This window comes from Herminiimonas fonticola, assembly GCF_003293745.1.
Taxonomy (GTDB): Bacteria; Pseudomonadota; Gammaproteobacteria; order Burkholderiales; family Burkholderiaceae_D; genus Oxalicibacterium; species Oxalicibacterium fonticola.
Genome location: NZ_PTLZ01000001.1, coordinates 889,437 through 902,695, shown reverse-complemented (window position 1 = coordinate 902,695; position 13,259 = coordinate 889,437). Strand labels below are relative to the sequence as shown.

Here is a 13,259-nt window from a genome sequence, read left to right as displayed (position 1 = left end):
GATGCCATCGTCGCCCAAGGAGCGCATCGTGAAACTGCCTGTTATATCCGTCTCGATTGTGGCTTATACCGCTATCGCGGTTACAGTCATTTGCTATGCCAACCTGTAGCAACAGCATAGCCAATCAGATGCAGTATGAGAGCAAAAAATACACTCTGAGACGCTATTTCCCCTCGGAATTAGCGCTTTAGTATCGCTTTATCAAAATCACCGCGGCCGCTTTCCACGCATCCCGCCAGCAGGTTTCCAACATCGACACCAAAGTCGCACTTAACTTGAAGCGCCCAGCCGTTTAGCCTCTTCCTGCGAAAGCTGCGCCTGCGCATCGCGTTCTTCCCGCATGCTGGGCGACAAAATAGTCGGCCAGCCTATCATGTGCAATTCCGCAATTTGCGCCAGGGCCTTGATCCACGCATCGTCTTCGTTCAGGCAAGCAATGTAGTTAAAGTCTTGGCCACCTGCTTGCATAAAATCGTGGCGCACTTCCATCGCGATTTCTTCCAGCGTTTCCAGGCAATCGCTGGTAAAGCCGGGACAAATCACATCTATGCGTTTGACACCTTCCTGCGCGAGCTTTTTGACGGTAGGTGCGGTGTACGGTTGCAGCCATTCCGCCTTGCCAAAACGCGACTGGAAAGTCACCAGATACTGATCCTCGGTCAAACCCAGTTCCCTTGCCAGAAAACGTGCCGTCTTGTGGCATTCGCAATGATAGGGATCGCCGAGCAGCAAGGTGCGCTTCGGTACGCCATGAAAACTCATGATCAGCTTGTCCGGACGACCAGACATGTCCCAGTGAGCAAGCACTGACTTTTGCAACGCACTGATATAGGCGTCGTGGTCATGGTAATGCTTGATGAAACGCAGTTCAGGCACATTACGCTCTTGCGCGTAATGCTTGAACACCGCGTCGAATATCGATGCCGTCGTCGTAGCCGAATACTGTGGGTAGGCAGGCAATACCAGAATGCGGTCGCAACCTTCCGCCTTCAACTGACGCAATACTTCCGGTATCGATGGGCTGCCGTAACGCATCGCGTACTCCACCCTGACCTCATGGCCGCGCGCGCCCAAATAACCTCTCAGCAGCTTGGCCTGTTTCTGGGTATACACTTTCAGCGGTGACCCATCATCAGTCCAGATCGACTCATATTTTTTCGCCGACTTACCGGAGCGGAACGGCAGAATAATCAGATTCAAAATCAACCACCAGATCGCGCGCGGGATTTCCACCACACGCGGGTCGGATAGGAATTCTCTCAAATAAGCTCGCACTGCCGACGAGGTCGGCGCGTTCGGCGTACCGAGATTGATCAGTACGACGGCCGTTTTTGGCACGCTGCCGTGGGTGTACGGCGGTTCGGTTCTAAAGGGCATGGCGATTCAAATGTGGTGAGTGCTGCAAAGGAGCAAGTAAATAAGAGTCCAAGTGAGCGCACAAAAACGCGATGTGCGAAGCAATCGACTTACTCAAGTTGCCAACAGTTCGCGTGCATGCGAGCGCGTAGTCGCGGTGATTTCCAGCCCGCCCAGCATGCGGGCAATTTCTTCCACCCGTGCATGATCGTCGAGTGCATCGATGGATGACAAGGTTTTGCCCATATTGCTTTGCTTGCTGACTTGAAAATGCTGATTGGCCTGGCTGGCGACTTGCGGCAAATGCGTAACGCACAAGACTTGCCTATCCTGCCCAAGCTTGCGCAACAGGCGACCAACGACTTCGGCCACGCCGCCACCGATACCGCTATCGACTTCATCGAAAATCAGGGTCGGTGTCGCGGTTGCACTCGATGTGATGACAGAAATCGCCAATGCTATCCGTGCCAGTTCGCCACCCGACGCTACTTTAGCCAGCGGTCGCGGCGTGGTGCCGGCATGCGCGGCAACCATGAATTCGATCTGCTCCATGCCATAGGAAGCGGGTTCGCAAGCTTGCAAGGCAATCGCAAACTTTCCGCCTGTCATGCTGAGTTCCTGCATGGCCGCAGTCACCGCATCGCTCAAGGCTTTCGCGGCCTTGGTACGTGCCTTCGATAATTTTTGCGCCGCAGTCGTGTAAGCGGCTTTCAATTTTTCCTCCTGCGCGCGCAAGGCATCGAGATCGCTGGCGTCGGCCAGCTGTTTCAATTGCGCGGACAGGGTTTCCAGTTCTTGCGGCAAGTCATCCGCCGCCACATGGAATTTACGCGAAGCGGAATGGATATTTTCCAGACGCGTTTCCACTTCACGCAAGCGCGCAGGGTCCAGTTCGACGCGGCTTAAATAATCATTCAGCGCATAGACCGCTTCCTGCAATTGAATCCGTGCAGGTTCCAGTGCATCCAGTACCGGCTGCAAACCAGCGTCCAGATCGACCAGTTTGCCGATGCGGATATTCAGCGAAGACAGTTGCGACAACATAGGTGCGGTATCCGATTCGGATATCAGCGTCAACGCATCTTGCGCACCTTCGATCAGGCTGGCCGCATGCGACAGACGGCTGTGTTCGTTGCTGATGTCGGACCATTCGCCAGGCTTGACTGATAATTTCTCCAGTTCGCCGACTTGCCATTCCAGACGTTCGCGCTCCAGCAAAACGTTCTTGGCATTGGTTTCGAATTCTTCGCGTTGCTTGGCGAGTGCGCGCCATGTTTTATATGCGACGGAAACCGCTTTCACCTCATCCTGCAAACCGGCCTGGTTATCCAGCAATACGCGTTGCGCATCCTGTTTCAGCAAAGATTGATGCGCATGCTGGCCATGAATGTCGACCAATTTTTCACCAAGTTCACGCAGTTGCGTAGCCGTCGCGGCGATACCATTGATGAAGGCCTTGGAGCGACCGGCGTTATCGATAACACGGCGCAGCAAAGCGCCGCCTTCTTCATTGGTGAATTCATTTTCTGCCAGCCAGCCATTGAGTTCAGCGCTTGCGGAAAACTCTGCCGTGATATCTGCCTTGGCCGCGCCTTCGCGCACTACGCTGGCGTCGCCACGGCCGCCCAGAGCCAATGCCAATGCATCGATCAGTATCGATTTTCCCGCGCCGGTTTCGCCGGTAAATACCGAGAAGCCGGATGAGAACTCAAGTTCGATAGCTTCGACGATCACGAAATCGCGGATAGAAAGCGTGCGCAACATGTGGATAAATATCTTCCCGGGTGGTTCGACCTTGCTGCAGCAAGTACAAAATATGGTGCAGCAAGCGACAAATTAGCTTTGAATCGATGTGGCTGAATTAAAACTCAAACGATGCTGCAAATAACGATGACTGCAATACAAACCTGCGCATCATCACCAGAATTATTTTAACCGCCCTTGTACCGACGGATATTCGTTCCAGTGCAATTTCTCGCGCAGCGTATCGTAGTAACTCCAGCCTTCAGGATGCAGGAAGGTAATCGTATGTTCCGAGCTTTTCACAATGATGCGATCACCTTGCTGCAGGCGCGCAACGGATTGCATATCGAAGTTGACGTTACTGTCACGACCGCCGACGACTTCGATCACGATTTCACTTGATTCAGGCACCACGATAGGACGATTCGACAATGCATGCGGAGCAATCGGCACCAGCACAATGCCGGACAAACTTGGATGCAGCAAAGGGCCGCCGGCAGACAATGAATAAGCCGTCGAGCCGGTCGGCGTCGCGACGATCAAGCCGTCGGAACGCTGGTTATACATATAGTGACCGTCGACATGCACGCACAATTCGACCATGCCGGAACCCGATCCGCGCGACAGCACGACATCGTTGAAAGCCAGCGTGTGATGCATCACGGAACCATCCCGCTCCAGGGTTCCTTGCAGCAGACTGCGCTTTTCGGACGAAACCTTGCCGCTCAACATTTCTTGCAGCAAAGGCATCATGTCATCGAGCGAGATATCGGTTATGAAACCGAGCCTGCCCTGATTGATCCCGATCAACGGCACGTTATACGGCGCCAATTGACGCGCAATCCCGAGCATGGTGCCATCGCCGCCGACCACAATCGCCACATCGGCAAGCTCACCAATATCGGCCAAATCCATGGATTCATAATGATCGAGGTGGAAGCGATCCGCGGTTTGCGTACCGAAAACTACACGGCGGCCGGTTTCTTTTAGAAAATCGGCGATTTGCGTTAAAGAGTGGGCAATATCGTCTGCTGAATGCGCAGTCTCGCTAGGCTTTTGCTTGGCGAAAATCGCAATCGTTTGAAAAGACGAGGGGGTGTAGGAATGTGAGGTAGGCAACATGCTGCAGATTAGACCATAATTCCCCTTTCTCTTGCACTATGCGATGCAGCATGGGCTGGAATAATTTTTGAATAGCCTGGCAAATTCATTTGCAGAATCGGATCTTTCACCGCATGAAGTCTTCCCCCGTCAAAGCCGTTTTATTCGATCTGGACGATACCTTATGGCCGCTGGTACCAACACTGGTCAAGGCCGAGGCCGTGCTCTACGACTGGCTGACTCTGCATATTCCGGGCGTTGTTCAGCGCTTCAGCAATGAGGAACTGCGCGAACTGCGTATGAAGCTGTTACCGACCAAACCCGAATATCAATTCAATGTGTGGGCCTTGCGCCACGCCGCCTTGACGCAAGCCTGCCACCTCACCAGCGAAAACAAGGAACTGGTCGATCAGGCGATGGCGGTATTTTCAGAGGCACGCAATAACGTTGTGCTATTCGACGATGTGGTACCGGCTCTGACGAGTTTGAACGAGCGATATAAGCTCGGTTCGATTTCGAACGGTTTTGCTGATCTGGCTGCAATTGGCATCTCCGAACATTTCCAAACTTCGATCGCAGCGCATCAATTCGGCAGCGCAAAACCCCATCCGGAAATCTTTCTTGCTGCGTGCGACGCCCTCGCCATTGCGCCGCATGAAGCGGTATACGTCGGCGACGACCCCTTGCTGGACATTCAAGGCGCGCAAAACGCCGGCTTGCAAGCAGTGTGGATGAACCGTTTTCAGCGTGTTTTGCCGGATCATATTGTGCCTACAGCCACCTGCACTACGCTGCACGAACTCGATGCCTGGCTTAAACGCGCATAATCAACAGAATGAAAGTTGGACAGCCCGACTTTCAGCGACAAATTGCCGGCATAGATAAGCCAGCAATAAAACGTGTACATCGTGTAGGCTGCACCTCTTGCCGTCCCGCATTGCTACTCATTACAATACGACCATCATGCAACTCGATATCCGCGCACAAACACTACTGAAAGCCTTGGTCGAACGCTATATAGCGGACGGCCAGCCTGTCGGTTCGCGCGAGCTTTCCAAGATTTCCGGACTCGATCTGTCGCCGGCGACGATACGTAACATCATGGCCGACCTGGAAGAAATGGGCTTCGTCGCCAGCCCGCATACTTCCGCCGGACGTGTCCCAACACCGCGCGGCTATCGCGTCTTTGTCGATACCTTGCTGACGGTACAAACGATCGATGAAAGCGGACTAGAATCCAAATTGCAGAGCACGCTGCAAACCGGCTCTTCGCAAAAAATCATTTCGAATGCAGCGCAAATCCTGTCTTCGCTATCCGAGTTCGCCGGCATCGTATTAACGCCACGGCGCGAATCGGTATTTCAGCAAATCGATTTTTTACGTCTGTCGGAAAAACGCATCTTGCTGGTCATTGTCGGCCCCACCGGCGATGTGCAAAACCGGCTGCTGCTAACCGATGTCGACTATTCGCCATCACAATTGATACAAGCCGCCAACTACATCAATCAGAATTACGGCGGTCTGAGTTTTGACGAAGTAAGAATCCGTTTGCAAAGTGAGTTGAAAGCTTTGCAAGATGACATGACGCGTCTGATGCAAGCTGCGGTAGAAGCCGGCAGCGATGCCATGAATGACAGTAGCGACGATGTGGTTATTTCCGGTGAACGCAATCTGCTCAGCGTGAGCGACCTGTCATCGAATATGGTGTCGCTACGAAAATTGTTCGATATGTTTGAACAAAAAACCAGCCTGATGCAATTGCTGGACGTTTCCAGCAAGGCCACCGGCGTACAAATTTTCATCGGCGGCGAATCAAATCTGGTCGCGATGGATCAGATGAGTGTGGTGACCTCGCCTTACACGGTCAATGGCAAGGTAGTTGGTACATTGGGCGTGATCGGACCGACCCGCATGGCCTACGAACGCGTGATTCCGATTGTCGATATCACGGCCAAACTGTTATCGAACGCACTCAGCCACATACACACTTAATCAAACTAGCTCCATTAAATAAAAAAGCCACGCGATCCGATAAAGATGCGTGGCTTTTTCTACAAATGGCCGAAACTTATTTTTTCGGTTTGCGGCAATCCTTGCAGTGACCGTACAGCGCCAATGCGTGATCAGCGATCTCAAACCCATGCTCATTCGCAATCTTGACTTGGCGCTTTTCGATCTCCGCATCGAAGAATTCTTCTACCTTGCCACAATCCAGGCACACAAGATGATCATGATGCGAACCTTCATTCAATTCAAACACCGCTTTGCCGGTTTCAAAATGATTGCGTTGCAGCAAGCCAGCTTGCTCGAATTGCGTCAGAACACGATAGACGGTTGCCAGACCGACATCGAGGTTGTCTGCCAGCAGCATCTTGTAGACGTCTTCGGCGCTCAGATGGCGTACTTCGGCATTCTGAAAAATATCGAGGATTTTCAGGCGTGGCAGCGTCGCTTTCAGACCGCTAGCTTTTAATTCGGATGGATTGTTGGACATGTTCTTGTTCAGATTGAGGATATCTGCCTTATCATATAGCGTTTTCGTACAATTGCTCAATCCCTTGAGATTCATTATGCAAATGCTGCTCCCTAATTTTAATCGTGCCCCGGCTCTCGCTGGTACGTTTTGCTTGTTGCTGGCAACTGCCCTGACGGGTTGCGCATCGAAAAATCCTTTGATGGAAGAACCTGCGCCCGTCGCGGCAAAAGCCAAACCGGCTGCGCCGCCTGCAGTACAGGTACAAGCCTCTGCTCCAGCACCTATCGCTGAAGCAAAAGTGACGCCTGCGCCAACCGCTGACGCCACACCGAACGCAACTCCTGTTGCTGCCCAAGCATCGACAGAAGCTCCGGTTGCAGCCACAACCGTTATCGCCACTCCAGTCGCAACACAGGCAAACACATCAACTGGCGTGCAAACCAAACAGGAAAAACGCTTCCTCGGTATTTTCCGTCCTTATCGCCCTGACATTCAGCAAGGTAACTTCGTTTCGCAAGAAATGGTCGCCCAGTTGAAACCAGGCATGACGCAAGATCAGGTGATCTTCCTGCTCGGCACACCTTTACTGACCGATGTATTTCACGCTGACCGCTGGGATTACGCTTTCCGTCTGCAAAAAGGCAATGGCGAAATTACCACCAGCCGCGTGACGGTTTTCTTCAAGGACAAGCTGGTATCGACTTTTGAAGGCGGTGATCTGCCTACCGAAAAAGACTATCTGAACCGCATTGCCGACAAAGCAAAAGTCAAATAATTCCTTGAACACACTGAACACCATTTACGCATGAATCAAATGAAAATCGCAGTTGCTGGCGCGTCCGGCCGCATGGGCCACATGCTTGTCGAAGCCATCGTCAATGCTGACGATGCCACCTTGTCGGGCGCACTGGATATCGCCGCTTCGCCGGCAATCGGCACAGACGCTGCCGCATTTCTCGGTAAACCATCGGGCGTTCTGATCGAATCGGACTTCGCCAAAGGTTTGGCAAATGCCGACTTCCTGATCGATTTCACCCGTCCCGAAGGCACGCTTGAACACCTGAAATACTGCGCGGCACACGGCATCAAGATGATCATAGGCACGACCGGTTTCGATGCAGCAGGCAAGGCAGCGATTGCCGCCGCCGCAGAAAAAACCGCGATCATGTTTGCGCCGAATATGAGTGTGGGCGTCAACGTGACAATGAAATTATTGGAAATGGCCGCGAAGAATTTTTCCGAAGGCTATGACATCGAAATTATCGAAGCACATCACCGCAACAAGGTCGATGCACCGTCCGGCACCGCGATCAAGATGGGTGAAGTGATTGCCGGCGCATTGGGCAAGGAATTGAACGATGTCGCAGTCTGGGCGCGCGAAGGCGTGACCGGCGCGCGCGATCCATCGTCTATCGGCTTTGCCACTGTGCGCGGCGGCGATATCATCGGCGACCACACCGTACTATTTGCCGGCGACGGTGAACGCATCGAGATTTCGCACAAATCGTCGAGCCGCGTATCGTATGCGCACGGCAGTCTGCGTGCGGCACGCTTCCTGGCCGACAAGAAAACCGGTTTGTACGACATGCAGGACGTATTGGGCCTGCGTTGAATCGTCGATAGCAATCAGTAGAACAAGCAACGCAAGCGGCAACCTATCAATCCAGCCTATTCAGATAAACAACATGAACTCCACTGCAGAACAAGGATTGGGTCTGGTGCATTACTGGGCACAAGGCGACGCGGTGTCGCACGCCGTCGCTTATGCGCTGTTGATCATGTCGATACTCAGCTGGTATTACATCCTGTCAAAAGGCTGGAGTTCATGGCGCATACGCCGCAGCGCCGCAGCGCTGGAAGGTTTCTGGCAAGCGCCCACGCTGTCCGATGCAATTGCCACCATCAAACTGGCCGACAGTGAAAACGTCTACACGCCTTTGGCCGCGCAAAGTGCCGAAGCAGCGAACATCAAACCGCACGCCAACTCACTGAATGCCAATACGGATCTGAGTGAATTGATCACGCGTACTCTGCGGCAGGAAATCAATCGCGTCTCGGCACGCCTCGAAAACGGCCTTACGCTGTTGGCATCGGTCGGCTCCACCGCACCTTTCATCGGCTTGTTCGGTACCGTATGGGGTATTTATCACGCGCTGATAGCGGTCTCCACTTCCGGCACCGTGCAAATCGACAAGGTTGCCGGCCCGGTTGGCGAAGCATTGATCATGACAGCGCTTGGTCTCGCTGTAGCAATTCCCGCCGTACTGGCTTATAACGCATTTACCCGCGTCAATCGCGTCACACTCGCCGAACTTGATGCGTTTGCGCATGACTTGCATGCTTATCTGACCACAGGCGCACGCGTCGGCAAATGACGTCGTCTTCCCGATGAAAATTGGTAAAAAGGCGTAGGAGCAAAACATGGCATTCGGCGGATTCAACGACAACAAGCAACCGGCTCCGATGGCGGATATCAATGTCACGCCTATGGTGGATGTGATGCTGGTGTTGCTGGTGATTTTCATCATCACCGCGCCGCTTTTCACGCATGCAATCAAGCTCGACTTGCCGGCTGCGCAATCTGCACCTGCACCTACCGAACCAAGCACGATTTCCCTTTCCATCAATGGTGAAGGTGCGATCTTCTGGAACAACGATCCGATCACACAAGACGCGCTTAACAGCAGGTTGATCGTCGCAGCCAAGCAGCAGCCACAACCGCAATTACAGTTACGCGCCGATAAAGGCACGCGCTACGAAGTCATCGCGCAAGTCATGGCCGCAGCACAAACCAATGGCTTGACCAAGCTGGGCTTCGTTACCGACATACCGACCTCAGCGCCACCAACATCGTCACAAGCAAAGTAAATCCATGGCTGTAGTACATTTGAATGGCGAAACCATCGCCGACTGGAATGCCTTTCACGCTGCTTGCAAGACTGCATTCGGCTTTCCCGATTTCTACGGCTGCAGTATGGACGCTTGGGTCGATTGCCTCAGTTATCTGCGCGATGAAGAGAACATGACGAAATTCCTTCTGAAGCCGAATGAAAAACTGCAAATCGTCGTCGATCACGCAGAAATTTTGCGTAAAAATGCCCCCGACCTCCTCGAAGAAGTCGCCTACTGCATAGCAGGCATCAACGAACGCTACGCCGATTATGGCGAAAATCCGGCGCTGGAACTCAAGCTAGCTTGAGTTCACCCCGGGCAAGCTCGCAATTGCCCGGCTACCGACACGCCATCCGGGTGGGTGAACCAGTATAATCACTGGTTCGTATCTACATTCACCCTTACTTTTGGCTCCATCCGTCATGCAAGATAAATACAGCCCCGCCGACGTAGAAAAATCGGCGCACGACCATTGGCAGGCAATCGACGCGTACAAAGCGGTCGAACACGCCAAAGATAAAAACGGCAAAGACAAGAAAAAATTCTACGCATGCTCGATGCTGCCTTATCCATCCGGCAAGCTGCACATGGGTCACGTGCGCAATTACACGATCAACGACGTGATGTATCGCTATCTGCGCATGAACGGCTACAACGTGCTGATGCCTATGGGCTGGGATGCGTTCGGCATGCCGGCAGAAAATGCAGCAATGGCCAACAACGTGCCACCGGCGCAATGGACTTACGCCAACATCGAATACATGAAGACGCAAATGGCGTCCATGGGCCTGGCGATCGACTGGTCGCGCGAAATGACAGCGTGCAAGCCCGAGTACTACAAATGGAACCAGTGGATGTTCCTGAAGATGCTCGAAAAAGGCATCATCTACAAAAAAACCGGTACCGTGAACTGGGACCCAGTCGATCAAACCGTGCTCGCGAATGAACAAGTCATCGACGGTCGCGGCTGGCGCTCCGGGGCTCTGATCGAGAAGCGCGAAATTCCGATGTATTACGCGCGCATCACCGATTACGCTGAAGAATTGCTGGATCACGTCGACAATAAATTGCCGGGCTGGCCAGAACGCGTACGCATCATGCAATCCAACTGGATAGGCAAATCGACAGGCGTACGTTTTGCATTCACGCACGACATCAAGGAAGACGACAAACTGATCAACGATGGCAAGCTGTGGGTCTTCACCACGCGCGCCGACACGATCAAGGGTGTGACCTTCTGCGCCGTTGCACCGGAACACGCACTCGCAACTTTCGCTGCAAAATCAAATCCAGAACTCGCCGCTTTCATCGCCGAATGCAAACTCGGCAGCGTCATCGAAGCCGATATGGCAACGATGGAAAAGAAAGGCATGCCAACCGGCTTGTTCGTCAAACATCCCTTGACCGGTTCGCTGGTCGAAGTATGGGTAGGCAATTACGTATTGATTACTTACGGCGATGGCGCCGTGATGGGCGTGCCGGCACATGACGAGCGCGACTTTGCATTCGCGAAAAAATACGTGTTGCCGATTCATCAGGTGATAACCGTTGAAGACAAAACCTTTTCCGAGGTGACCTGGCACGACTGGTATGCCGACAAGGAAAATGGTCGTTGCATCAACTCCGGCAAGTACGATGGCTTGAATTATCAGCAGGCAGTCGATGCGATTGCTGCCGATCTGGAAGAGTTGGGTCTGGGCGAAAAGAAAATCACCTATCGCCTGCGTGACTGGGGCATTTCTCGCCAGCGCTACTGGGGTACCCCGATCCCCATGATCAACTGCGCCGATTGCGGCGCGGTACCGGTGCCGGAAAAAGATTTGCCAGTAGTGTTGCCGGAAGATTGCGTGCCGGATGGCAGCGGCAATCCGCTGAACAAGCACGAAGCCTTCCTAAAGTGTGACTGCCCGAAATGCGGCAAACCTGCGCGTCGCGAAACCGACACGATGGATACCTTCGTCGATTCGTCGTGGTACTACATGCGCTATTGCTCGCCTAACAGCAGCGATGCAATGGTCGACAGCCGCAACGATTACTGGATGCCTATGGACCAGTACATCGGTGGCATCGAACATGCAGTCTTGCATTTGTTGTATGCGCGCTTCTGGACCAAGGTCATGCGCGACTTCGGCTTGATCAAGTTCGACGAACCTTTCACCAATCTGCTGACGCAGGGTATGGTGCTGAACGAAACCTACTATCGTGAAGAAGCCAACGGTAAAAAGACCTGGTACAACCCGGCCGATGTACAACTCGATCTGGATGAAAAAGGTCGCCCGGTTTCCGCCACGCTGATTACCGATCGCCAACCGGTTGCCATCGGCGGCACGGAAAAAATGTCGAAATCTAAGAACAACGGCATAGACCCGCAAGCGCAAATCGATCAATACGGCGCAGATACCGCGCGCCTGTTCACGATGTTTGCATCGCCACCGGAGCAAACCCTGGAATGGTCGGGTGCCGGCGTCGAAGGTGCAAATCGTTTCCTGCGTCGTGTGTGGGCTTATTCGTACAATCAATCCGCCCGCATTGCCGCAGTAACGACAACGGATTTCAGCAAACTGACCGAAACGCAAAAAACCTTGCGTCGCGAACTACACAAAATCCTGCAACAAGCCGACAGCGATTTCAAGCGGATTCAATACAACACCGTCGTATCGGCCAGCATGAAAATGTTGAATACGCTGGAAGCTGCCAAGCTGGATGATTCTGCCGCATCGAACGCCGTGATCAGCGAAGGCTTGTCTATCTTCCTGCGCATACTCAATCCGATCGCACCGCATATTACGCACGTCTTGTGGCAGGAACTCGGCTTTGCAAAAGTGCATGGCGATATACTCGACGCGTCATGGCCGCAAGTAGACAGCGCCGCGCTGGAACAGGCGGAGATCGAAATGATGATTCAAGTGAATGGCAAACTGCGCGGCAGCATCATCGTCGCAAAAGATGCGGACAAAGCCAGCATCGAAGCAGCAGCACTGGCGAATGAAACCGTACAGAAGTTCATTGAAGGCACACCGAAGAAAATCATCGTGGTGCCGGGCAAGCTGGTCAATATCGTGGCCTGATTTAACTAGTTTGCCGGAATCGTTTTGAAGTATTAGTTGCAGTACTCATTTTTGAAGTGCTCATCACGCAGGATTATTCATGCTAAAAAATCGTCGTCTTCTTTGTATCGCTTTGGCTTCAACCGTCATGCTATCTGCATGCGGTTTCAAGCTGCGCGGATCTATCCTCGGCAATAATCTCCCGTTCAAATCGATTTACCTCGCAGTACCGGAAACCTCCGCGCTGGGTATAGAGTTGCGCCGCTATATTCGCGGCAGCGGCGAACTGGAGATCAAGGATAGACAGGAAGACGCGGAAGCAACGCTGGATATCACCAACGAAATTCGTGACAAGGTCATTTTGTCATTGAACAGCCAGGGCCGCGTACGTGAATACGTGCTGTACTACCGCGTCACCATACGCGTGCGTGACAACAAGAATGTAGAACTACTGGCACCAACGCAAATCGTGTTGAAGCGCGACATCAGCTATAACGAAAACCAAGTACTGGCAAAAGAAACTGAAGAAGCGATGCTGTATCGCGACATGCAAACCGATCTGGTGCAACAGATTTTGCGTCGCATGGCCGCCATCAAACCAGTGGATACAAGCGCGGCTCCGCAGGCTACCAAGTAAGGCGCAC

The 13,259-nt window shown here is 53.0% G+C and carries 13 protein-coding genes; 9 read left to right on the top strand and 4 right to left on the bottom strand.

The window, feature by feature from the left end; genetic code table 11:
- Positions 1-270: 270 nt before the first annotated feature.
- The 3 genes from hemH to Hfont_RS04485 all read right to left on the bottom strand — a co-directional run bounded on the left by hemH (position 271) and on the right by Hfont_RS04485 (position 4,221).
- Positions 271-1,377, bottom strand: a complete 1,107-nt coding sequence (gene hemH, locus Hfont_RS04495; protein WP_112991003.1) for a ferrochelatase — start codon at positions 1,375-1,377, stop codon at positions 271-273.
- A 93-nt stretch (positions 1,378-1,470) separates the two neighbouring features.
- The gene (gene recN / locus Hfont_RS04490) at positions 1,471-3,120 is read right to left on the bottom strand and encodes a DNA repair protein RecN (RefSeq protein ID WP_112991001.1); all 1,650 of its coding nucleotides are present in this window, start codon (positions 3,118-3,120) and stop codon (positions 1,471-1,473) included.
- Between the two features lie 162 nt (positions 3,121-3,282).
- The gene (locus Hfont_RS04485) at positions 3,283-4,221 is read right to left on the bottom strand and encodes an NAD kinase (RefSeq protein ID WP_112990999.1); all 939 of its coding nucleotides are present in this window, start codon (positions 4,219-4,221) and stop codon (positions 3,283-3,285) included.
- Between the two features lie 113 nt (positions 4,222-4,334).
- Between Hfont_RS04485 and Hfont_RS04480 the strand changes: the two genes are divergently transcribed.
- Together Hfont_RS04480 and hrcA are read left to right on the top strand one after the other, a co-directional pair.
- Positions 4,335-5,027 (top strand): HAD family hydrolase, encoded by a 693-nt coding sequence (locus Hfont_RS04480; protein ID WP_112990997.1) that lies wholly within the window; start codon positions 4,335-4,337, stop codon positions 5,025-5,027.
- A 136-nt stretch (positions 5,028-5,163) separates the two neighbouring features.
- On the top strand, positions 5,164-6,192 hold the full coding sequence (hrcA, locus tag Hfont_RS04475; protein ID WP_112990995.1) for a heat-inducible transcriptional repressor HrcA: 1,029 nt from the start codon (positions 5,164-5,166) through the stop codon (positions 6,190-6,192).
- Between the two features lie 76 nt (positions 6,193-6,268).
- On the opposite strand, the gene fur is transcribed toward hrcA, so the two are convergent.
- Positions 6,269-6,694: a ferric iron uptake transcriptional regulator gene (fur, locus tag Hfont_RS04470; protein WP_112991706.1), complete on the bottom strand. Its 426-nt coding sequence runs from the start codon at positions 6,692-6,694 to the stop codon at positions 6,269-6,271.
- Positions 6,695-6,770: 76 nt separating this feature from the next.
- Here fur and Hfont_RS04465 point away from each other — a divergent pair, with 76 nt between their 5' ends.
- From Hfont_RS04465 to Hfont_RS04435, 7 genes are all read left to right on the top strand, one after another.
- Positions 6,771-7,451, top strand: coding sequence for an outer membrane protein assembly factor BamE (locus tag Hfont_RS04465; RefSeq protein ID WP_112990993.1), 681 nt, complete (start codon positions 6,771-6,773; stop codon positions 7,449-7,451).
- 30 nt (positions 7,452-7,481) lie between these two features.
- The gene (dapB, locus tag Hfont_RS04460) at positions 7,482-8,288 is read left to right on the top strand and encodes a 4-hydroxy-tetrahydrodipicolinate reductase (RefSeq protein WP_112990991.1); all 807 of its coding nucleotides are present in this window, start codon (positions 7,482-7,484) and stop codon (positions 8,286-8,288) included.
- Positions 8,289-8,361: 73 nt separating this feature from the next.
- Positions 8,362-9,051 carry a MotA/TolQ/ExbB proton channel family protein gene (locus tag Hfont_RS04455; RefSeq protein ID WP_112990989.1) on the top strand — a complete coding sequence of 230 codons (690 nt, stop codon included), beginning with the start codon at positions 8,362-8,364 and terminating at the stop codon, positions 9,049-9,051.
- A gap of 46 nt (positions 9,052-9,097) precedes the next feature.
- Positions 9,098-9,544, top strand: a complete 447-nt coding sequence (locus Hfont_RS04450) for an ExbD/TolR family protein (protein WP_112990988.1) — start codon at positions 9,098-9,100, stop codon at positions 9,542-9,544.
- A gap of 4 nt (positions 9,545-9,548) precedes the next feature.
- Entirely contained in the window at positions 9,549-9,875 is a 327-nt protein-coding gene (locus Hfont_RS04445; protein WP_112990986.1) for a barstar family protein, read from the top strand.
- Positions 9,876-9,990: 115 nt separating this feature from the next.
- The gene (leuS, locus tag Hfont_RS04440) at positions 9,991-12,636 is read left to right on the top strand and encodes a leucine--tRNA ligase (protein WP_112990985.1); all 2,646 of its coding nucleotides are present in this window, start codon (positions 9,991-9,993) and stop codon (positions 12,634-12,636) included.
- 79 nt (positions 12,637-12,715) lie between these two features.
- Complete coding sequence (locus tag Hfont_RS04435) at positions 12,716-13,252, top strand: LPS-assembly lipoprotein LptE (RefSeq protein ID WP_112990984.1); 537 nt, start codon at positions 12,716-12,718, stop codon at positions 13,250-13,252.
- The last annotated feature ends 7 nt before the right edge of the window (positions 13,253-13,259 follow it).